This window comes from Methylohalomonas lacus (assembly GCF_024808875.1).
Classification (GTDB): Bacteria; Pseudomonadota; Gammaproteobacteria; order Methylohalomonadales; family Methylohalomonadaceae; genus Methylohalomonas; species Methylohalomonas lacus.
Window position 1 is genome coordinate 139,197 of the sequence record NZ_JANUCT010000006.1, and the last position, 21,756, is coordinate 160,952.

Annotated in this window: 19 protein-coding genes; 8 read left to right on the top strand and 11 right to left on the bottom strand. The window is 54.6% G+C overall.

What is annotated here, in order from left to right:
- Positions 1–174 precede the first annotated feature (174 nt).
- The 3 genes from J2T55_RS05765 to J2T55_RS05775 are packed head-to-tail and all read left to right on the top strand — an operon-like array spanning position 175 to position 3,733.
- On the top strand, positions 175–1,620 hold the full coding sequence (locus J2T55_RS05765; protein WP_259054762.1) for a circularly permuted type 2 ATP-grasp protein: 1,446 nt from the start codon (positions 175–177) through the stop codon (positions 1,618–1,620).
- Between the two features lie 2 nt (positions 1,621–1,622).
- Positions 1,623–2,591 carry an alpha-E domain-containing protein gene (locus J2T55_RS05770; RefSeq protein WP_259054763.1) on the top strand — a complete coding sequence of 323 codons (969 nt, stop codon included), beginning with the start codon at positions 1,623–1,625 and terminating at the stop codon, positions 2,589–2,591.
- Positions 2,588–3,733, top strand: a complete 1,146-nt coding sequence (locus J2T55_RS05775) for a zinc-binding metallopeptidase family protein (protein ID WP_259054764.1) — start codon at positions 2,588–2,590, stop codon at positions 3,731–3,733. The genes J2T55_RS05770 and J2T55_RS05775 overlap by 4 nt, the downstream gene beginning before the upstream one ends.
- Here J2T55_RS05775 and J2T55_RS05780 read toward each other — a convergent pair.
- Positions 3,701–4,441 carry a peptidase gene (locus J2T55_RS05780; protein ID WP_259054765.1) on the bottom strand — a complete coding sequence of 247 codons (741 nt, stop codon included), beginning with the start codon at positions 4,439–4,441 and terminating at the stop codon, positions 3,701–3,703. The two genes, J2T55_RS05775 and J2T55_RS05780, sit on opposite strands and share 33 nt — an antisense overlap.
- A 253-nt stretch (positions 4,442–4,694) precedes the next feature.
- Between J2T55_RS05780 and J2T55_RS05785 the strand changes: the two genes are divergently transcribed.
- The 5 genes from J2T55_RS05785 (at position 4,695) to J2T55_RS05805 (ending at position 11,748) form a co-directional block, all read left to right on the top strand.
- Complete coding sequence (locus tag J2T55_RS05785) at positions 4,695–5,033, top strand: DUF4389 domain-containing protein (RefSeq protein ID WP_259054766.1); 339 nt, start codon at positions 4,695–4,697, stop codon at positions 5,031–5,033.
- 195 nt (positions 5,034–5,228) lie between these two features.
- Entirely contained in the window at positions 5,229–8,987 is a 3,759-nt protein-coding gene (locus J2T55_RS05790) for an FAD-dependent oxidoreductase (RefSeq protein WP_259054767.1), read from the top strand.
- Between the two features lie 109 nt (positions 8,988–9,096).
- Entirely contained in the window at positions 9,097–9,981 is an 885-nt protein-coding gene (locus J2T55_RS05795; RefSeq protein WP_259054768.1) for a cyclic nucleotide-binding domain-containing protein, read from the top strand.
- Positions 9,982–10,051: 70 nt separating this feature from the next.
- Positions 10,052–10,978, top strand: a complete 927-nt coding sequence (locus J2T55_RS05800; protein WP_259054769.1) for an ABC transporter ATP-binding protein — start codon at positions 10,052–10,054, stop codon at positions 10,976–10,978.
- Positions 10,975–11,748 carry an ABC transporter permease gene (locus J2T55_RS05805; protein ID WP_259054770.1) on the top strand — a complete coding sequence of 258 codons (774 nt, stop codon included), beginning with the start codon at positions 10,975–10,977 and terminating at the stop codon, positions 11,746–11,748. The genes J2T55_RS05800 and J2T55_RS05805 overlap by 4 nt, the downstream gene beginning before the upstream one ends.
- A gap of 283 nt (positions 11,749–12,031) precedes the next feature.
- Here the strand turns inward: J2T55_RS05805 and J2T55_RS05810 are convergent, their stop codons facing one another.
- From J2T55_RS05810 to mreC, 10 genes are read right to left on the bottom strand one after another with little or no spacing between them, the layout of a single operon-like run.
- Positions 12,032–13,066: an isocitrate/isopropylmalate family dehydrogenase gene (locus J2T55_RS05810; RefSeq protein ID WP_259054771.1), complete on the bottom strand. Its 1,035-nt coding sequence runs from the start codon at positions 13,064–13,066 to the stop codon at positions 12,032–12,034.
- A 19-nt stretch (positions 13,067–13,085) separates the two neighbouring features.
- On the bottom strand, positions 13,086–13,445 hold the full coding sequence (gene queD / locus J2T55_RS05815; RefSeq protein ID WP_259054820.1) for a 6-carboxytetrahydropterin synthase QueD: 360 nt from the start codon (positions 13,443–13,445) through the stop codon (positions 13,086–13,088).
- A 16-nt stretch (positions 13,446–13,461) separates the two neighbouring features.
- A complete protein-coding gene (locus J2T55_RS05820; RefSeq protein WP_259054772.1) occupies positions 13,462–14,319 on the bottom strand; it encodes a D-amino acid aminotransferase in 858 nt (285 codons plus the stop codon).
- Positions 14,320–14,326: 7 nt separating this feature from the next.
- Positions 14,327–15,475 (bottom strand): D-alanyl-D-alanine carboxypeptidase family protein, encoded by a 1,149-nt coding sequence (locus J2T55_RS05825; RefSeq protein ID WP_259054774.1) that lies wholly within the window; start codon positions 15,473–15,475, stop codon positions 14,327–14,329.
- Positions 15,476–15,521: 46 nt separating this feature from the next.
- On the bottom strand, positions 15,522–16,376 hold the full coding sequence (locus J2T55_RS05830) for a septal ring lytic transglycosylase RlpA family protein (RefSeq protein ID WP_259054776.1): 855 nt from the start codon (positions 16,374–16,376) through the stop codon (positions 15,522–15,524).
- An 11-nt stretch (positions 16,377–16,387) separates the two neighbouring features.
- Positions 16,388–17,398 (bottom strand): lytic murein transglycosylase B, encoded by a 1,011-nt coding sequence (gene mltB / locus J2T55_RS05835; protein WP_259054777.1) that lies wholly within the window; start codon positions 17,396–17,398, stop codon positions 16,388–16,390.
- Positions 17,395–18,486, bottom strand: a complete 1,092-nt coding sequence (gene rodA, locus J2T55_RS05840) for a rod shape-determining protein RodA (protein ID WP_259054778.1) — start codon at positions 18,484–18,486, stop codon at positions 17,395–17,397. Before rodA ends, mltB begins: the two co-directional genes overlap by 4 nt.
- Positions 18,487–18,491: 5 nt before the next feature.
- Positions 18,492–20,342 (bottom strand): penicillin-binding protein 2, encoded by a 1,851-nt coding sequence (gene mrdA / locus J2T55_RS05845; RefSeq protein ID WP_259054779.1) that lies wholly within the window; start codon positions 20,340–20,342, stop codon positions 18,492–18,494.
- Positions 20,343–20,363: 21 nt separating this feature from the next.
- Entirely contained in the window at positions 20,364–20,852 is a 489-nt protein-coding gene (mreD, locus tag J2T55_RS05850; protein WP_259054780.1) for a rod shape-determining protein MreD, read from the bottom strand.
- Positions 20,845–21,729, bottom strand: coding sequence for a rod shape-determining protein MreC (mreC, locus tag J2T55_RS05855; RefSeq protein ID WP_310521978.1), 885 nt, complete (start codon positions 21,727–21,729; stop codon positions 20,845–20,847). Before mreC ends, mreD begins: the two co-directional genes overlap by 8 nt.
- Positions 21,730–21,756 lie beyond the last annotated feature (27 nt).

A 21,756-nucleotide genomic window follows, 5' to 3' on the forward strand; every position in this document is an offset into this window, starting at 1 on the left:
CTCAGGCACCCGGCTCGGGGCGCTGCGCGCACGGCGGTGTCATCGCCGCGAACGGCCTGTCCGTGCCATACTTCCGGTACGGGCATTGTTCCGCGCCGTGGCGGCAAAACGGTCATGTGACGTGCCGGATATGGCGGTATCATTGAACACACTACTTACCGGAAGGCGGGGTTGATGCATTTCAAGGACTACGACAGCAAAAGCACCTACGACGAACTGATTGGTCCCGGCGGCCGCGCGCGGCCGCATGCGCGGCAGTTGATCAAGTACCTGCGCTCGCTGTCGCAGGCCGAACTGCAGGAACGCAAGGAAGCCTCGGACCTGGCCATCACCGTCATGGGCATCACCTACACGGTCTATACCGAGGAAGGCCAGACCGACACCATCTGGCCGTTCGACATCATCCCGCGAATCATCCCGCGACGCGAATGGGACGGCATTGCCGAGGGACTGAAGCAGCGCGTGCAGGCATTGAACATGTTCATTGCCGACGTCTATGACAGGCAGATGATCCTCAAGGACAAGATCATACCGAAAGACCTGATCCTCCAGTCGCGCAACTTCCGCAAGCAGGCGGTCGGCATGAAACCGCATCTCAACATCTGGGCCCACATCTGCGGCAGTGACCTGGTACGCGACGAGCGCGGCGAAGTCTTCGTGCTCGAAGACAACATGCGCGTGCCGTCGGGCGTGTCCTACATGCTGGAAAATCGTCAGGTAACGAAGCGGATATTCCCGGAACTGTTCGAGGACTACTCGATCCTGCCGATCGACGACTACCCGTCACAGTTGTTCGATACGCTGGCGTCAGTGGCACCGGAACCGAAGGAATACCCGGAAGTCGTGGTGCTCACACCCGGCATCTACAATTCGGCCTACTTCGAACACGCCTACCTGGCCCAGCAGATGGGCGCGGAACTGGTCGAAGGCCGTGATCTGATCGTCGCCGAAGACGACTGCGTGTACATGAAGACCGTGTCGGGGCTGTCACGGGTCGACGTCATCTACCGGCGCATCGACGATCTGTTCCTCGACCCGGAAGCCTTCAACCCGGACTCGCTGCTGGGCGTGCCCGGCCTCTTGCGTTCCTGGAGCCGCGGCAAGGTGACACTGGCCAACGCCCCCGGCTGCGGCGTCGCCGATGACAAGGTGGTGTGCTATTACGTACCGGACATGATCCGCTATTACCTCAGCGAGGAACCGATACTGCCGAACGTCGAAACCTACCTGTGCGAAAACAAGAGCGAGCGTGACTATGTGCTCAAGAACCTCGACAAGCTGGTGGTCAAACCGGCCAACGAGGCCGGCGGCTACGGCATGCTGATTGGGCCCAAATCAACGGCAAAGGAACGCAAGGAAATGGCAGCGCGCATTCGCAAGACGCCGCGCGAATACATCGCCCAGCCGACATTGTCGCTGTCGACAGCGCCAACGCTCATCAACAACAGCCTGGAACCGCGACACCTGGACCTGCGACCGTTCATTCTGTCCGGCGAGAATACCGCAGTCACCACCGGCGGCCTGACCCGGGTGGCGCTACGCAAGGGCTCGCTGGTGGTGAATTCATCCCAGGGCGGCGGTAGCAAGGATACCTGGATCGTCGACATGGAGGGCCAATAATCATGCTGTCACGTGTCGCCCAACAACTCTACTGGTTTGCCCGCTACATCGAACGCGCCGAAGACATGGCGCGCATGATCAACGTGCATACGAACCTGTTGCTGGATCTGCCGCGCCAGCACGAATTCGGCTGGGATTCACTGCTGGAAATCACCGGCAGTGATGAACTGTTCAACGAACTTTATGACGAGGCAGACGAGCGCAACGTTATTCGCTTTCTGATCAGCGACAAGGCCAATCCCGGCTCCATCCAGTCGTGCCTGTTTTTCGCCCGCGAAAACCTGCGCACCACGCGCGACATCATTCCGCGCGAGGCCTGGGAACTGGTCAACGATATGAATCTGTTTCTGAAGAACAACATGCCCAGCGGGCTGTCACGACGCCGGCGCTGGGGCTTCATGAAGAATGTCATCGGCGGCTCGCACCAGATCACTGGTCTGCTTGCCAGCACCATGAATCACGACGCCGGTTATGACTTCCTGCGCCTCGGCCGGAACCTCGAACGCGCCGACATGACCACGCGTATAGTCGACGTGCGCTCGGCCGACCTGCTGCTGGAACACGACGTCCTGACACCGTACGAAAACATCCAGTGGATGAGCGTGCTGAAGTCGCTGACGGCTTACCAGATGTATCGTCAGCACGTGAAAATGCGCGTGCGCGGTCCGCAGGTCCTGAAGTTCCTGCTGCAAAGTGAAAGCTTTCCACGCTCGTTCACACACTGCCTGCAACAGGTTCATCAGTGCCTGGAAACGCTGCCCGGCAACGACTCGTTGCTGCGTCAGGTACTGAGCCTGCGCCGCAATATCAAGGAAGCGGACATGGACAAGTATGCCCAGGCCGGCAGTGGCCTGCATGACTATATCGATCAGCTACAGGCGCAGTTGGCTGAACTCCATACGCTCATCACGGCACGCTATTTCTCGCTGGATGTCAGCCATGTCAAAATGGAAAAGACAGCTGAGTCATGAAACGCTTTCAGTGCGCCCATAATCAGGTATTTTTCGAGAATACGCATTGCCTGGCCTGTGAGCGCGGGCTCGGCTTCATCCCCGAGTTGCTCGAGATCAAACCACTGTTACTGGCCGACACTGGTAACTACCGACTGGCCGATCATACCCTCGAAGGTCGCGAATTCCGCAAATGCGCCAATTACAGTGGCCCGAATGTCTGCAACTGGATGATACCGGTCGAGGACAATCATCCATTCTGTATTGCCTGCCGTCTGAATCAGACCATCCCGGACCTGTCCTACCCGCAGAATCGCGACTACTGGCGCGAGATCGAGCAGGCCAAGCGCCGGCTGCTATTCACGCTGCTGTCGCTGGAGTTGCCCATCATCGGTCGCGACGAGGATCCGCAGTACGGGCTGGCGTTTGCCTTTCTCGCGGACCAGACACTGCAGGCGGAATCCGAATTTACCGATGATTCGGCCGCGGGCAGCCCGATCATGACCGGACACAGTCAGGGGCTTATCACCATCAACATCGCCGAGGCGGATGCCGGTTACCGCGAACGCATACGCCAGCAGATGAACGAGTCCTACCGTACGCTGCTGGGACATTTCCGTCACGAGGTTGGCCACTACTACTGGTATCGACTGATCTTCAACAGTCACTGGCACAGCGACTTCGTGCGCCTGTTCGGCGACGAAAGCAAGCATTATCAGCAGGCGCTCAAGGCTTACTATGATCATGGCCCGCCGTATAACTGGCAGGATTTCCACATCAGTGCCTACGCCACCGCGCATCCGTGGGAAGACTGGGCCGAGTGCTGGGCGCATTACCTGCACATCATGGACACGCTGGAAACGGCGCACTGCTCGCGCCTGCTGTCACGCGACAATCCGTTGAGCAACATGCGCCGGCGCAGCGACCAGTCACTGCTGCTGGTAATGCAGCAAATGTCGATTCAGGACATTCTCGGTGTCTGGATCGATCTCAGCGTGGCCTTGAACAACATCAACCGCAGCATCGGTCTGGGCGACTTCTATCCGTTTGTCATCAGTGACAGTGTCATGGACAAACTGGCTTTCATTCACCGACTGGTCGGGGAGCAGGCTGCCAGCCGCCGCAAGGACTCAGTCGTCCCGTTCCCAGTCGAATCGCGGTAACCCGTAAAAGGCAGTCCGCAGGTTTTCGGCCCAAGCCTGGCGCAGACGCTGATAGTAGTCCGTCTCCAGATCGTACTTGAAACGTTGTTCGATACGCAGGCTGTCGCGGCGATACATCAGCACTTCGAACGGCGGCCCGACACCGACGTTGCTGCGGCTGGTTGAATCGAGTGACACCAGGGCACAACGGGCGGCATCCTCCAGCGATAGCGACGGTTCGACGATACGATCGAGAATGGTCTTGCCGTACTTGAGTTCGCCGATCTGAAAAAACGGCGTCTCGGCCGTAGCCAGCAGGTAGTTGCCCTGGGGATAGATAAGCGCCAGCTTTGGCCGCTCTTGGCCGATCTGCCCACCGAGGATAAAGGTGGCGCCGACGTTGACACTGTTCTGCTGGTCCTCGCCGGCATGCTGTTTCTGCACGCCCCGGCTGACCTCGCCGACGTAGGCGCAGGCTTCGCTGAAGTCGGCCGCCTTGAACAGGCTTTGTTCAGCAGCAGTGTTCTTGATGTCTTTCTGCAGGCGGCTGACTACCGACTGGCTGGTGGCCAGATTGCCCGAGGACAGCAGCACCAGCATCACCTCGCCCTCCTTCACGAACGGGTGCATCTTGCTGAAAGTGCCGATGTTATCGACGCCGGCATTGGTCCGTGAATCGGACGCGAACACCAGGCCGGTATTGACCTGAATACCGACACAATAGGTCATGAAGCGGCACCCGCGGCTGGCGCGACGCGCTGTGACTGGCGGTTGGGGGACATGTGCAAAATCTCGGGCTGGCTTTAGTGGCTAATTTATCATTGATCGCCGGCCATGCCAGCATGCATTGTCGAATGATCGGCCCCAAGCGGTCGCCGCCGGCTTTATTGGCCGCGATCCGTGGAAAAGAGATGCTGAACGCGCGCATGCCTTTTATACTCTGACATAACCGGCAATGATTCCGACAAGGGGGACCTGGTTCATGAATGCAAAAGAAAATCTGACCAACATCAACACCTGGCTGCGGGTAGCCTTCATCATCCTGTTCGGGGTGGTGTTCTATATCGCTTTCGGCTGGCTGATTTGGCTGCTGGTGCTGTTCCAGGTGGTGACCAAGCTGCTGACTGGCGGTGTCAACCCGCAACTGCTGGAATTGAGCCCGAAGATCACCAACTATGCCAGCGACATACTGCGTTATGTCACGTTCCAGAGCGATACCCGGCCGTGGCCGCTGGACAAGGCTGCGTCGACCAAAAGTAACGAGCAGGAGGAGCCGATCCCGTCGGCCAGCGATTCCGACGGCAATAACGACGGCGCCTGAGCGTCCAGCTCAGACAATATTGTTCAGGGGTCCGGTCACTTCGGCGGCCGGACCCTTAATAATTTTAACTTCTAAAAATATGTATAATAAGCAGTTTTAATTATACATTGACTCATTATACAGTGCGTGCGGTCAGTGACTGGCCGTACCATTACGTCGACGCAAAACATCGTTTTTTCGGTACCCGTTATCCCTATGAACCAGGCTCAGCAAAACTCCCGACAGGCAGCCGCCCCGCAGGCTCCCGCCCTCACACTCGGCATCGACGGTTTCGAATACGCCGACCTGTACGATCCGGATCGGCTGGCCGATCTGCTCGCCGTGTTCGAACAGGAAACGGCCACCAACCACCCGGAATTGTTCAAGGAATTCAAAGAGTACCGGGATACCCAGGGAGCCGAACTGACGGCCGAGCAGGTCTCCGACCTGCTGGTGCGCATGGCGGCGCTGGTGGGCGACTTCACCGCCCGGCTGTTCAACGTTACCGATGTACGCGCCGCGCAGGCGGCCGCCATCCGCCGCGAGGTTGACGTCGTATTTGGCTTCAAGAACGAGGTCGTGGCCAAGGCCAAGTCCGGCGTAAAGAAGGAAAAGGCGGCCGACTGGGACGTCGACCATATCCGGGATGCCGTCGCCGGCCTGGCGCGGCTGCTCGGCGAGCAACCCGACGACGGCGCGAGTGATGCCGAATTCCTGACCGCCAGCGCCGCGCTGCGGGTCAAGCGCGCCGCCGATGAACCCGAGGCGGACGCCGCCACCCAGGTGCTCACAGCGCTTCGCGACGACGACGAGGCCGCGCGCCTGTTCGCCGACGAGCTGGCCGCCGAGGCACCCCTGGCCGAACTGCTGAAGGTCGTCCAGCGCTGGTGCCTGCTGGCACAGCAGGGCGGCGCACTGCACGCCAGCGTCTGCGGCTGGTTCAGCTTCAAGACACCAAAAAAGACCGATTTCGATCACCTGGTCGAACACGATGTGGTCGACTACGACGGCTACTCGGCCTGGGTCGGCCCCGAGGACGAACGCCGCCGCCGTGACGGCTTCGCCCTGACCGATCACCGCGCCGGCCAGCGCGAGACGCTGTATGAGGTCGACCACTGCATCTACTGCCACGAGCGCGACACCGACTCCTGCTCCAAGGGCATGCGCAACAAGCGTGCCGTGGAGGCCGCCAGCGAGTCCGGCGACAAGCATATCTTCAAGACCAACCCGCTGGGCGTGACCATCAGCGGCTGCCCACTGGGCGAGAAGATATCGGAAATGCACCTGGTCAAGCGCCAGGGCGACAATATCGGGGCGCTGGCGCTGGTCATCATCGACAACCCGATGTGCCCCGGTACCGGCCACCGCATCTGCAATGACTGCATGAAGGGCTGCATCTACCAGAAGACCGAACCGGTCAATATCCCGCAGATCGAGACCAACGTGCTCACCGACGTGCTGTTCATGCCGTGGGGCTTCGAGATCTACTCGTTCCTGACGCGCTGGAACCCGCTCAACATCGAGCGCCCGCACACCCTGCCCTACAACGGCAAGAACGCCCTCGTGGTCGGCATGGGCCCGGCCGGCTACACGCTATCGCATTACCTGCTGAACGAGGGCTTCGGCGTGGTCGGCATCGATGCGCTCAAGATCGAACCGCTGCCGGCCGAACTGGTCGGCGACGCCGACACACCACCGGCACCGATCCACGACTTTCATGCGCTCTACGAGGACCTCGACAAGCGCACCCTGATGGGCTTCGGCGGCGTCGCCGAGTACGGCATCACGGTGCGCTGGGACAAGAACTTCCTCAAGGTCATCTACCTGAACCTGGCCCGCCGCCACGCCTTCCGCTGCTACGGCGGCGTACGCTTCGGCGGCACGCTGACCATCGAGGAGGCCTGGGAGCTGGGTTTCGACCACATCGCCATCGCCTCGGGTGCCGGCAAGCCAACCATCATCGGCCTGAAGAACAACCTGATCCGCGGTATCCGCAAGGCCTCGGACTTTCTCATGGCGCTGCAGCTGACCGGCGCGGCCAAGGAAAACTCCATGGCCAACCTGCAGGTGCGGCTGCCGGCCGGCGTCATTGGCGGCGGCCTGACCGGTATCGACACCACGACCGAAGTGATGGCTTACTATCCGATCCAGGTCGAGAAGATGCTGAATCGCTACGAAAAGCTCACCGCGATGCAGGATGAGGCGACGGTGCGCGCCGCGTACGATGCCGAGGAACTGGAAATTCTCGATGAATTCCTCGAACACGGCCGCGCCATCCGCGCCGAGCGCGAGCGCGCCGCAGACGCCGGCGAGATGCCGGACTTCGCGCCCCTGATCGAAAAGTGGGGCGGTGTGACCATGTTCTACCGCAAGAGCATGCACGACTCGCCGGCCTACCGGCAGAACCACGAGGAAATCGCCAAGGCGCTGGAGGAAGGCATCCGCCTGGCCGAGGGCATGAGCCCCAAGGAAGCCGTACCGGACCAGTACGGCGCGCTGCAAGCGGTCAAATTCGAGCGCCTGGTCAAGGGCGAGGACGGCCAGTGGGTGAAGGACGCCGATAACGTTGAGGTCCCCATGAAGAGCCTGTTCATCGCCGCCGGCACCTCGCCGAACACGATCTACGAGCAGGAACACCCCTACACCTTCCGCATGGACGCCAAGTTCTTCCAGCGCTACGAGCCGCAGTGGGGCGAGGGCGACTTGCCGGAACTGGTGGCCGTCGACGACGACGCCCAGCCGAAGATTGGCAAACCGGCACCGCTGACCTCGTACCACAAGCACGGCAAATACATCTCGTTCTACGGTGACAACCATCCGGTCTACGCCGGCAACGTGGTCAAGGCCATGGCCAGCGCCAAGGACGGTTATCCGTACGTGGTCGACCTGTTCAAACACGAACTGGCACAGCTCGATCCGGCTGACCAGCCGCAGCGCGAGGCGGCTCTACAGGCTCTGTACCAGCGTCTTGACGAACAGATCACGGCCAGCGTCGTCGAGGTCAACCGCCTGACACCAACTATTATCGAAGTCATCGTCAAGGCGCCGATGCAGGCGGCCAAGTTCCACCCCGGCCAGTTCTACCGGGTGCAGAACCTGGAACAGCTGGCGCCGGTGGTCGAGGACACCAGCCTGACCGCCGAGGGCATCGCCCTGACCGGCGCCTGGGTCGACAAGGACAAGGGCCTGATCTCGCTCATCGCGCTGGAAATGGGCACTTCGTCGCGGCTGTGCGCGCTGTGGCAGCCCGGCGACCCGCTGGTGGTTATGGGCGTGACCGGCGCCCCTACCGAGGTCGAGAAGAACGAGACGGTCATGCTGGTCGGCGGCGGCCTCGGCAACGCCGTGCAGTTCTCCATCGGCAAGGCGTTCCGCAACGCCGGCAGCCGCGTGATCTACTTTGCCGGCTACAAGCACCGCGAGGACCTGTTCAAGGTCCGGGATATCGAGGAAGCTTCCGACGTCATCGTCTGGGCCGTCGATCCGGGCCCCGGCGTCGAGCCGATCCCGACGACCCGGCCGCAGGACAAGACCTACATGGGCAACATCATCGAGGCCATGCTCGCCTACGGTCGCGGCGAACTCGGCGAGCCCGAGATCCCGCTGGACGAGGTCGACCGCATGATCGTCATCGGCTCCGACCGCATGATGGCGGCGGTCAAGGAGGCCCGCCACGGGATGCTACAGCCCTATCTCAAGCCGGAGCACAAGGCGATCGGCTCGATCAACTCGCCCATGCAGTGCATGATGAAGGGCGTATGCGCGCAGTGCCTGTGCAAGCACATCGACCCGAAGACCGGCGAGGAATACTTCGTCTACTCCTGCTACAACCAGGACCAGGAACTAGAGCGGGTCGATTTCCCCAACCTGAACGCCCGCCTGCGCCAGAACAGCGTCCAGGAGAAGCTCTCCAATCAGTGGTTGAATCACCTGTTCGAGCTGGAACAGTTTCCGCATTCGGCGGCCACCAACTAGGTCACACCCCGGCGGGTGGCCCCTGCCCGCCGGGCTACATTCTGCTACGATATTCCTTTAGGCAGCTTGCTGGCCGGCCGTTGGCAGCCCTGATAAAGGAACATGCGTCATGATGACCAAAACGGAAATTGCAGCCATTCTGAAGTCACTTCGGAACATCCCGTTGTTCCATTCGCTCAACGACGCCGAACTGCGGGCCATACTCGAGGCACCGGAGAATCGGATCGAGGATTTCGCCGCCAAGAAACTCATTATCCGCGAGGCCGAGCTTGGTGATTGCATGTATGTCATCATCGACGGCAGCGTCGAAGTAATGGTGCGGGGGGAATCCGGCGGACGCGAAATTACCATCGCCACGCTGCACAACGGCGATTTCTTCGGCGAGCAGGCCCTGCTACCGGGCGGAACCGGTCGACGCAATGCCACTGTCCGTGCACTCTATGACTGTCGGCTCTTTCGCATCGCCAAAAAGCACGTGCTCTTGCATGTACAGCAGGATGAAAATGACGAGGAAGAGTCCGAAGCGCTCACCATGTCCAGTTATCTGGACCGGCCTGAGGACGACGACATCAAGAAGCTGCTCAAGAGCATGCGGCTGTTTCGCAGCCTCAAGCCACAGGAGATCTCCAATTTCCGTGACTGGGCCGAGGTCGTCGATGTAGGACCTGGCGATTTCGTCATCAAGGAGAATCAGCCCGGTGATTATCTTTACGTGGTGCTGGATGGTTCGGTAGAAATCTTCCTGCTCGATACTGATGGCAAAATCGTCACTTTGGCCGAACACAAACGGGGCAATTACTTCGGCGAACAGGCCCTAATGCCGGACAGTGATGGCAAACGCAACGCCTATGTGCGCATGGAGCAGCAGGGCCGACTACTAAAAATCCCGAAACAGTATTTCCGGCTACTGCTGGACCGCGACAGCAAGCTCGCGGAAACATTAAGCAAGATTGGCAAACTGCAAAAGGATGTCAACACAAAACTGATAGAATAACCTTCCACACTGTCGCAATTACTAATTGCGGCGTTTTTTACATCTCCCTCGAGGTATCCAAACTGTCGTCATGAAAGCTCTGCAAATACAGGGGCTCAAGAAAACCTATGGCAGCGGCCTGCAGGCCCTGCGCGGCATCGACCTGGATGTTGAAGAAGGCGATTTTTTTGCCCTGCTGGGACCCAACGGGGCCGGCAAATCAACAACCATAGGCATCATCACCTCGCTGGTACGCAAGACAGCCGGCCGGATTTCGGTTTTTGGCCATGATCTCGATAGTGATATCGCGGCAGCCAAAGCTTGTATTGGTATCGTCCCACAGGAAATCAACTTCTCACAGTTCGAAACCTGTATGGAAATTGTTCTGAATCAGGCTGGCTATTACGGTATCCCGCGCCGACTGGCAGAACAGCGCGCGGAAAAATATCTCGACCAACTGGGTTTATGGGACAAGCGCCACACACGTTCACGGACACTCTCGGGCGGACTCAAGCGAAGGTTGATGATCGCCCGGGCATTGGTGCATGAGCCGCGTCTACTCATACTGGACGAACCTACTGCCGGTGTAGACGTTGAATTAAGACGATCGATGTGGAGCTTTCTTTCCGGGCTGAACCTTAATGGCACAACAATTGTATTGACCACGCATTATCTTGAGGAAGCCGAAAATCTGTGCAAGAACATCGCCATTATCAATCACGGGGTAATCATCGAGAATACCAGCATGAAGAAATTGTTAGGCAAGCTGAATACGGAAACACTGATTCTCGATCTGAATAGTAAGCTCGAATATCCTCCCGAATTTACAGATTGCCAGACCCGGTTAATCGATCCTTACTGTCTCGAGGTCGAAATCAAGAAGACGGCGGGGTTAAATACTCTTTTCAAGGAAATCGAACAGTTGGGCATACAGGTCCATAGCATGCGAAACAAGAGTAACCGTCTGGAAGAACTGTTCATGTCTCTCGTTGACAACAAAAAACAGGCGGTAGCATGAATTTCCAGAAACAATGCATTGCCTATCAGACCATGGTGGTCAAGGAAGTCGGCCGCTTCATGCGGATATGGGTGCAAACCCTGGTTCCACCGGCAATAAGCATGACCCTATATTTCGTCATTTTCGGCAATCTAATCGGCTCTCGTATTGGCGAAATGGGCGGATTTACGTATATGCAATACATCGCACCAGGTATCATCATGATGTCAATCATCAACAATGCCTATTCCAATGTTGTTTCATCATTTTTTGGTGCCAAGTTCCAGAAGCATATTGAGGAGATGCTGGTTTCCCCTATCCCCAATCATCTTATACTGGCCGGTTACATAACAGGTGGAGTCACACGGGGGCTTCTTGTAGGCCTGATCGTATCGATCGTGGCACTTTTCTTCACCGAGCTGCAGGTATACAGCTATACACTCATGTTTGGCGTAGTTTTGTTCACCTCGATACTATTTTCCCTTGGCGGGATGATAAACGGTATTTTTGCCAAGAAATTCGATGATATTTCTATCATACCGACCTTTATACTTACGCCATTGACCTATCTGGGCGGCGTCTTCTACTCCATAGACCTGTTGCCGGAATTCTGGCAGAAAGTCTCTTTATTCAATCCCATACTTTACATGGTGAATGCATTCCGCTACGGCATGCTGGGGGTTTCCGATATCAATGTTGGCTACGCCTTCAGCATGATCTGCCTATTCACAGTGGCATTATCAGTTTTCTGCCTGTTTCTTCTGAATCGCGGCACGGGCATCAAGCAGTAGGGCTGGTGAGTGGTGAGTGGTGAGTGGTGAGTGATGAGTGGTGAGTGGTGAGTGGTGAGTGGTGAGTGGTGAGTGGTGAGTGGTGAGTGAAATAGCGTGATCCAGCGTCATAGTTTGTCAAGGTGCCGAATATATTCGCGCAGCAAACTGGGCTCCTACAGTTGCGAAAACTACTTCCCGTAGAAGCCGACTTCAGTCGGAGAAACACACCCTGATAGGTTCGCGGATCGCAGTCAGCTCTATAAGAGCCGGACCCTGCCAATCACGAATCACCAATTACCAGTCACTGATCCCCCGCATCAGGTAAATAGTCCGGCAGCCGATCGACGATTGCCCGGGTATATTCACGCGTGCCCAGACGACCATTGATATCGGGGGTGCACTCACCATCATTGATTGCGGACAACAACGACAATCGCAGAGCGTGGCCCAGATCATAACAATCGATATGATCCAGCAACATACCGAAGGCCAGTAATATGCCGGTTGGATTGCATTTGTTCTGCCCGGCGATATCCGGTGCCGTACCACCTGACGGATCGAACATGGCAATATCAATCTCATCATCCTCGGTAAAACTGAAGTTGCCACTCGCGCCAGTGCCTATACTGCCAGCCAGTCCGCTGGCCATATCTGAAAGGAAGTCACCATACTCGTTCAGCACCAGTACGACGTCGTAGTCTTCGGGTCGCATGGCGATCTTGGCCAACAGTGCGTCAAACAGCTCGACATTATGCACTACGTCTGGATATTCCTTGTGCACTTCCTCGACAACGGACTGAAACAGGCCATCAGTAACTTTCTGGATAGTATGCTTCGAAGATGATGTAACTCTTAGGCTCTTGTTACGGGCGAAATCGAAAGCAAAACGTGCCGCCTGCTGGCAGGGCTTGCGCTCCACGATACGTATAGAAATTGCAGAGTCCTGGCCTATGAGTCGGCCCGGGTCATCGTAGGTTCCGCCAGTAGCAATCCGTACAATGTAAAGGAAAAGATCTTCCTTGAAATTCGATGTTATACCCTTGATCGAGATTACTGGCCGCAAAATTACACTGAAATTACACATGCGACGGATAAGTGCATTGGGACTAATATCTTTCGTGATCGTGGGATACTTCAAGGCAACCTTGTTTTTATACATCGACTCCTCGACCTTTTCAAACAGCTTGCGGTCGAGTTTCTCCCGGTTTGACAATGACAGGTCTAGGGTTTCAAAAGTGAACTTCATGGGCATAGCCGAAGCCACGGAATATACTGACTCCTGTAACTCGGTAGCGATACCATCGCCCATCAATTCTGTAATCGTTAGCTTGCTCATAAGACTCACCGACTGTTACTCAACTTTCACCCGTATAAACGCAGCCGCTGTTCTGATTTTCCTGTATGACAATGCGGCTGAGACCCGGCACGGTCGGCTGTAGTCTCTGCCATATCCAGCGTGCCAGAAGTTCAGTTGTCGGGTTCTCGAGTCCAGCTATGTCGTTTAGAACTCGATGGTCCAGTTCACCACGCAGGTCCTGAACATGTCTATCAAGTTCAGAAAAATCCATGACCCAACCAGTTGTAGACTGAATCGGACCCTGAACATGAATCTGAATACGGAAGGTATGACCATGCATGGCAGCACAGGGATGACTTTCTGGCAGGTTTGGCAGACGCCGGGCTGATTCCAGTATGAATTCACGAAAAAGCTCGATTGCCATAATATATCTTCTACACGTCGGAAGAGCGGTGTTGTGAAAATTCCTGTTTGAAATCGCGATATATACGTGCTGCATGCTGCCACAGTGGTCCTGGTTGCCCACTACCAACCATCTCGCCATCTAGAACAGTTATCGGAACAATTTCCTGGGTCGAACTGGTAATCCATATTTCATCCGCACTACGCAGTTGCGTCTCTGGTACAGGATATTCACTACATTCAATACCATTCTGCTGCAGAAGTTCTATCACTAGATCACGCGTAATTCCTGGCAGCAGCTGTCGGCTCTTGGGCGGCGTGAGCACCTTACCAGACTCACAGATAAACACGTTACTAGCGGCACCTTCAGTCACCAAACCTTGGTTGACAAGTATAGCCTCTCTGGCACCAGACAAACTCGCCTCATGTCTCAATAAAACACTGGGTAGCAAGGTAATTGCCTTTATATGACACCATTGCCAGCGTATATCCGGGCGCACTATAGCCGCTGAACCGGCGCTATTGTCTGGCTGTTCCAGCGGTTTCGTCATTATGAATACAGTCGCCTGCATTTCATCATTAAACACATGATCGCGCGGCGACACGCCCCGGGTTACCTGCAGGTATATAGATTGATCATCACCGGCATTCTCGGTCACCAGTCTGTCAAGAATACGTTTCCATTCTTCTACAGGAAGGGGGTTACGCATGTATATGAGTTTAAGGCTATTTTCGAGTCTCTCAAGATGTTCTTTCAGTCTGAATACCCGGCGGTTGTAAACCGGGATCACTTCATAGACACCATCACCAAATGTAAAACCACGGTCCAGAGGGGATATACGTGCTTCTTCCAGAGCAACAAAGTCCCCATTGAGATAAACGAGTGACACCGGTCCTTTACTCCAGCATCAATTTCACACTATCCAGAAGACGGGAAAACAGACCAGCCTGCTCAACAGCCTGCAATGTTACCAACGGCTGTTGGAGCAACGTCTCATCACCGAGTCCTAGGGACAGTGTACCGATGGGTTCGCCGGCGGCTACCGGCGCTATCAATGGTTTTTTCAACTCAACAGTTTGCTGCAATTCTTCGGCATCACCGCGTGGTACAGTAACAAAAACATCATCGACCAAACCGTAATTGACATGCTCGTTAGTACCCTTCCATATTCTGGCCTCACCAAGTTTCTGATTGCCATCTGCGATCTTTCTGGTTTCAAAGAACCTGAAACCATAATTCAGAAGCGACTTTGTATGCGATGTACGTGCCTGTACACTGTTCGCGCCCATAACTACAGAGATAAGCCGCATATCGTCGCGTTCAGCAGACGCAACAAGACAATATCCTGCCGCCTCGGTATGACCGGTTTTTATTCCATCAACGGAATTATCCCGCCAGAGTAACTGGTTGCGATTCGGCTGAGTAATATCGTTATAGGTATATTCCTTAACCTCATGCAAACCATATAATTCGGGATAATCGCGAATCAGGGCAGCAGACAGTTTCGCCATATCCTGAGCTGTTGTAACGTGACCCGGCTCTGGCATTCCCGTACTGTTTGTAAAGTGGGTATTTTCCAAGCCCAGAGTCTGAGCTGTCTGATTCATAAGCTGAGCGAACACCTCTTCAGAACCAGAGATGTGTTCCGCCAAGGCGACACTGGCATCATTACCAGACTGAATAATAATGCCATTCAGCAGCTGTTCCACAGTAACGCGCGTGTTTACTTCTATGAACATCCGAGAGCCGGGCATACGCCATGCTTTCTCGCTAACCAGCACTTCATCATCAAGCTTTATATGACCTTCCTGAAGCTCTTCGCCTGCGACATACACTGTCATCATTTTTGTCAAGCTGGCTGGTTCTACTTCCTCGGCGGCATCTTTTTCAGCAATAACCCGCCCGCTGGCATAGTCAACAAGCAAGTACGACTGGGCATCGATACTTGGGGGGGAGGGACGCGCCGGATTCTGGGCAGTGACTAATTCCGGTAACAGGGATACTGCTACAAGAACTAACATCAGTGTTTTTTTTCGGATATTCATTTCCTATAACAACTCCATAATAAAGAGAGCCCGATTAGTGGTCTCATTACTCAAATACTATGTGATGATTATCAATACCATAATTGGATAATTTCGAAACAATACGATCGGCTGTGGCAACATCAGTTAGAGGGCCTATCCTCACCCTGTAAAGAGTAGTGTTATCGACAACAGCCTGATAAATTTTCGCATATTTATCTTCAATACTACCCAGCCGTGCACGGAGTCGCTCAGCATTACTCAGATCGCTGAAAGCACCAATCTGGATAAAGAACTCATCAAATTCTTCGATCGATTTAACAGTATCCGGTCTTACATTCCGGCCGGATCCTTCAGAAACATGACGAACTTCATTATTTTGATAACGATCAGGCTCAATTGTACGCACCTCTACCAGTGCTGTGCCCTTATCCAGCATGCCCAACTTACTCGCAGCTGCATATGACATATCAATGATGCGATTCTCATGAAATGGGCCGCGATCGTTTACTTTGACAACGACTGAATTCCTGTTTTGTAAATTGATGACTTCAACATATGTAGGTAATGGTAAGGATTTATGTGCTGCAGTCATTGCATACATATCATAACTCTCACCGCTGGAGGTACGACGACCATGAAATTTCGTTCCGTACCATGAGGCAATACCTCTCTCTACATAGCCACTGCCATCCTGCATGACATGATACCGCTTGCCAAATACCTCGTAGGATTCCGGGTTACCATAGCGGCTGCGAGGCTCATCTTTGGGAACAGCATCAGGAATATTACTTACATCACGCGGCCGTGCCGGCGCCCTGTCCTGCTCTGGAGATTTAACTGACTTGCTGCCGCCGCAGCCCTGTAATGTAGCTGCCACAATGATCAACCCCAACAGGTAGAAGCGAAACTGATAACCCATATTGATATTGCCTACATTAGGTTCTCGTAGCGTTCACGTATTTCCTGAGCCAGCAAATAAACAGCCAGTGCATACAAGCGACTGTGATTATATCTTGTAATCACATAGAAATTATCCAGACCTAGCCTGAATATGGGACCATTCTCGCCCTCGAACTCAAGCAAAGCCACACGTGTGTCCGGATCAAGAGTCCCATCAATCTCAACGCCAGACTGCTGTAACTGAGCATAGTCGATGTTTGGCTTTAGTTCAGAACGCTCAAGTTCAGTATAATTAGACGGCATATCAGTAACCGCAAAAATTACTGGCTCACCAGGCTGCCAGCCATGACGTCTAAAGTAATTGGCAACGCTACCAATTGCATCAATATCATTAGCCCAGAGATCGACCCGATTATCATCGTCAAAGTCAATTGCGTAGTTCCTGTAGCTGCTGGCGATAAATTGGGGGATACCCATGGCGCCGGCATAGGATCCCTTTATTGACAGGGGATCGACATCCTGTTGCCGTGCCAGAATCAGGAATTCCTTCAATTCTGAGCGGAAGAAATCAGCCCGTTTCGGATAATGAAAAGCCAGTGTGGCAAGTGCGTCCACCACGCGATATTTTCCGGTGTAGGCGCCATAGCGCGTTTCCACACCTATAATGGCAACAATAATTTCCGTAGGCACACCGAATTCACGTTCTGCATCTGCCAATGTATCGGCATGTTTGTGCCAATAATCTACTCCAGCCCGTGCCCGATCATCGGTTACAAAAATTTTCTTGTAACGATACCATGGCATTTTTTCTGCCGGTCTCGTTATAGCATCAATAATGGATTGTTTATATTCTGCTGAATCAAATATGCTTTGCAGACGGATTTCCTCAAAGCCATGATCTCTGACCATATCGGCTATAAAGGAACTAACAGCCGATGAGTCAAGATCATTCTGCTCGGCTTCGTTTGCAGCATGCACACATGACGTACACAGCATTGCTGCCATCGCCAGTGTCAATAAATTAGCAATTATATTTTTCAATGGGATAACAACCTTCTGTGTGTATGAATTGACATCATGAAACCAAACGCGGCCATGATTGTAACCATGGATGTACCCCCCTGACTAACCAATGGCAAAGGCACACCCACTACCGGTAATTGCCCGGACACCATGCCGATATTTATAAACACGTAGACAAAGAATATCGCAGTCAGGCCCGCAGCCAGCAGCTTACCAAATGTGTCCTGAGCCCGAGCAGCGATATACAGCCCTCGGGCTATGATAAACAGGTATAGACTCACCAGAACCAACACGCCCATCAAGCCGAATTCCTCGCTGAATACAGAGAATATAAAATCGGTAGAACGCTCGGGCAGAAAATCCAGATGTGACTGTGTACCGTTCAGCCAACCCTTGCCATGAAGCCCACCCGAGCCGATCGCTATAGTAGACTGGATTATGTGGTAACCGGTTCCGAGCGGATCCGTTTCCGGATCGAGAAATGTCAGCACCCGGTTACGCTGGTAGTCGTGCATGAAGTAAAACCACATGACCGGCAGAAAGGCGACGCCCATCAGGGCGATGCCTATCATCAGCCGCCAGCTGAGACCAGCCATAAAAAGTACAGTAAAACCCGCGACTGTCACAATCACTGCTGTCCCCAGATCGGGTTGAACAGCAATGAAGCCCACTGGTACCAGAACCACTATGGCGGCCAGAAATACCTGGTACAGGTTAGGAGGCAGGGTACGATGGCCAAAGTAGCCTGCCAAAACCATCGGCACTGCAATCTTCAGCAATTCCGAGGGCTGGAATGTCAACGGCCCTAAATCCAGCCAACGCCTTGCCCCCATCGCCATCTCACCCATTACCAGTACAAGTGCCAGCAGTAGTAGACTAAATACGTAGAACCAGACAGACCAACGCGACAGCAGTGCCGGCGGCAACTGGGCCAGAACCAGCATGCCGGCAAATGCAATGGCCATGCGCACAGCCTGCCGTGTGACCGCCTCCATGCTTTCACCGCTGGCGCTATACAGGGTCACCAACCCGAGTATGCACAAGGCAAGAATACCGAGCACCAACCAGATATCCAGATGCAATCGCTGGGCAAAAAACTTATTCATGGAAACTAGTCATCAGTTTTCATTAGAGCATGATCGAAAATTGCCCGCGCCATCGGTGCTGCTGTACCCGAACCACTGCCACCATTCTCTACAATAATAGCCACTGCTAATCTGGGTTCCTCGACCGGTGCATAAGCCACGAACAAGGCATGGTCACGGTGGCGTTCAAGTACTGTTTCTTCGTCATATTCTTCACCCTGGGCTATACCGATAACCTGTGCCGTCCCGGTTTTGCCGGCAATCTCGTAGTCGGCACCCTGACCAATACGACGGGCTGTGCCACGATCGCCATGGACAACGTCACGCATGGCCTGCTCGATTCTGCCCCAGTCAGCAGGTTCTGTCAGCTCAATCCGGCTTTCCTTGGGCTCATAATCCTTGATAACTTCTCCACTGACCGGGTCATAGGTTTCCTCTAGTAAATGCGGTGTCACGACCTTGCCATGATTTGCCAGTATGGCTGTAGCGCTGGCAAGTTGCATGGGCGTTGCAAGCATGGCGCCCTGTCCGATACCAGCAATGACGGTTTCCCCCGGATACCAGGGTTGACCATATACGCGCTTCTTCCACTGTCTTGACGGTACATTACCGTCTGATTCAGGGCCAATTTCAATACCCGACTTTTTGTTAAAGCCAAACCGCTCCAGGAATTCATGCATACGCTCAATACCCAAATCATTGGCTAGCGAATAAAAATACACATCACAGGACTGGGCTATGGCTTCATTCAGATTCATCTGACCATGACCATGTTTTTTCCAGCAACGATAGCGATGACTGCTGTTGGGTAACGAGAACCATCCGGGACACCAGGTATCTGTATCAGGTACTCTGACGTCATACTCCAGCCCGGCCAGACCAACGAATGGCTTGAGGGTCGAACCCGGTGGATATTGCCCCATTAACGCACGATTAAACAATGGTCGGTCGGGAGAGTCCCGCAGTGCGTTATAAATTGCCGGACGAATCCCGTCGACAAACAGATTGGCATCGTAACCCGGGTTGCTGACCATAGCCAGAACCTCGCCGTTGCGCGGGTCAATCGCTACAATCGAGCCGCGTCTGCCGGACAATGCTTCCTGCGCCGCACGTTGTAGCGAGATATCCAGTGTCAGGCGCACATTTTTGCCCGATACCGGCGGTGTCCGATCAAGCACACGCAACACTCGACCGGCTGCATTCACCTCGACCTGTTCATAACCAACCTTGCCATGCAGTTGATCCTCGTAACTGCGCTCTACCCCTGTTTTGCCAATATGGCTGGTACCGCTATAGTTAGCCAGGTCGATACGCTTTTGATCATTCTTGTCAATGCGACCAACATATCCGATCACGTGCGAGGTCAATTCTCCCAACGGATATTCACGCTTGAGCCGTGCGCTCACATCGGCGCCCGGAAACTCGTGCCGGCGTACGGCAAACCGCGCCACCTCGGCATCGGTAAGATTGAGACGCAGCGGTACACGCTCGAACCGGCGAATGCGCTTGAGTGTATCGTAGAAGCGATCGACATCATTCTGGTCAATCGCCACGATCTGGCCCAGTCGTTCAATAGTTCGATCGAGGTTATTTATACGCTCTGGTATCAGTTCCAGATTGTAGGAAGGCTGGTTTTCTGCCAGTAACACACCATCACGTGAGTATATCAACCCCCGCGTCGGTGCAACGGGCAGGATCTTGACCCGGTTATCCTGTGACAGTGTCGTGAAATGGTCATGTCTGACGATCTGTATATAGGCAATACGGCTGACCAGCAGGACCATGAGTAGGAGAATCACGCCACCGGTAAATAATATGCGCCGGTGAATAAGCCGTGACTCCCGGTCTGTGTCCTTGAAAACAAACTCAGGAGGCATGCGTCGTGCCGTTCAACTTTGTTATGAAACCCGGTATTTCCTGCGCAAATCACGCATGATGATGAATAACCATGGCCACAGCAGCATGCTGGTCAGTGCTGGCATCCAGTAGGTCCATTGCCGGGGTGGATAACCGACCATGGTGCGTATCCAGAGCGAAATCAACAGATAGATTAACAATAAGAAGGCTACCATCAGGGCCTGTTTGGCCAGTGAACAGACACGCAAACGTTGATAAAGCGTGAGCGTAATAAAGGCAATGAGGGTAAAGCCGAGGGCATTCTGGCCCAGCAGAGTACCCTGCTGGACATCAAGCAATAGCCCCAGACACCAGGCTACGCCCACGCCAACTCGTTCCGGCAGGGCCATACACCAGTAAACCAGTACCATGGCCGGCCAGACAGGCCGCCAGGGCTGGGCCCAGTCCGGTAATGGCATCGCCGTCAGCATGAATGCAGCGATGAAACTGAGAATGATGATGCTGGTACCGTGACGGGGATGATCAGTCATTGCTGTATTGTGCGGTGAATTCCTGTTCGTTTCCGGGTAGTGACTGCCCCGGCTTGTAGGGCCATATCATCATGACCTCCCGACTCTGCTGTAGCCGGGCGCTTGGAACCACGCTGACTTCGGTAAACGATTCGCCTGCAGCCAGATTGATGTCTTTCACCCGACCAACCGGATAGCCGGCTGGAAAGCGGCCATCGAGCCCCGACGAGACCAGCAGATCGCCTTCACGGATATCGGCATTGCTGGGAATATGTTCCAGACGCAGCATGTTGTCCTCACCGTTACCAATCGCAATCGCGCGCAGACCATTGCGATTGACTTCCACCGGCAATGCATGGCTGGGATCGGTTATCAGAAGAACCGTACTCGAGAATGGTCCAACATGGGTGATCTGCCCCATGATGCCACGGGCATCAGCAATCGGCTGGCCATTGTAGGCACCCTCGCGGCGCCCCTTGTCGATGACGACCTGCCGGCGGAATGGTTCGAGTTCAACCGACAGCAGTTCGGCCACCAGTACCTTCTGGTTCAGTTTGAGCGATGATTCAAGCAACTCGCGCAGACGGCGATTCTCCGCCTCGACTACGGCAAACCGCTGCAATTTTGACTCGAGCATGAAGCGCTCTTCGCGCAGACGTTCGTTTTCCTCTATCAGCGCCTGACGGCTTTGCAGGTTTTCGGAGGACCAGGAAGCAATATCGACGGGCAGCTCGACCAGTAACTGTACCGGATAGACGACAACCGACAGGGCAGATCGGATGTTATCAAGATGATTCTGACGATGGTCCACCGTTAGCAGGGCGACGGATCCCATGGTGAAAAACACCAGCTTAATTAGCAGGGGCGTCTTTTTCTGAAATAGTGCTTTGATCGTCAGCTCCCGGCCGCATTATCTGCGGACCGT

Coding starts and splice junctions, on each gene's coding strand:
- J2T55_RS05765 (WP_259054762.1), top strand. CDS start 175: ATGCATTTCAAGGACTACGACAGCAAAAGCACCTACGACGAACTGATT.
- J2T55_RS05770 (WP_259054763.1), top strand. CDS start 1,623: ATGCTGTCACGTGTCGCCCAACAACTCTACTGGTTTGCCCGCTACATC.
- J2T55_RS05775 (WP_259054764.1), top strand. CDS start 2,588: ATGAAACGCTTTCAGTGCGCCCATAATCAGGTATTTTTCGAGAATACG.
- J2T55_RS05780 (WP_259054765.1), bottom strand. CDS start 4,441: ATGACCTATTGTGTCGGTATTCAGGTCAATACCGGCCTGGTGTTCGCG.
- J2T55_RS05785 (WP_259054766.1), top strand. CDS start 4,695: ATGAATGCAAAAGAAAATCTGACCAACATCAACACCTGGCTGCGGGTA.
- J2T55_RS05790 (WP_259054767.1), top strand. CDS start 5,229: ATGAACCAGGCTCAGCAAAACTCCCGACAGGCAGCCGCCCCGCAGGCT.
- J2T55_RS05795 (WP_259054768.1), top strand. CDS start 9,097: ATGATGACCAAAACGGAAATTGCAGCCATTCTGAAGTCACTTCGGAAC.
- J2T55_RS05800 (WP_259054769.1), top strand. CDS start 10,052: ATGAAAGCTCTGCAAATACAGGGGCTCAAGAAAACCTATGGCAGCGGC.
- J2T55_RS05805 (WP_259054770.1), top strand. CDS start 10,975: ATGAATTTCCAGAAACAATGCATTGCCTATCAGACCATGGTGGTCAAG.
- J2T55_RS05810 (WP_259054771.1), bottom strand. CDS start 13,066: ATGAGCAAGCTAACGATTACAGAATTGATGGGCGATGGTATCGCTACC.
- J2T55_RS05825 (WP_259054774.1), bottom strand. CDS start 15,475: ATGAATATCCGAAAAAAAACACTGATGTTAGTTCTTGTAGCAGTATCC.
- J2T55_RS05830 (WP_259054776.1), bottom strand. CDS start 16,376: ATGGGTTATCAGTTTCGCTTCTACCTGTTGGGGTTGATCATTGTGGCA.
- rodA (WP_259054778.1), bottom strand. CDS start 18,486: ATGAATAAGTTTTTTGCCCAGCGATTGCATCTGGATATCTGGTTGGTG.
- mrdA (WP_259054779.1), bottom strand. CDS start 20,342: ATGCCTCCTGAGTTTGTTTTCAAGGACACAGACCGGGAGTCACGGCTT.
- mreD (WP_259054780.1), bottom strand. CDS start 20,852: ATGACTGATCATCCCCGTCACGGTACCAGCATCATCATTCTCAGTTTC.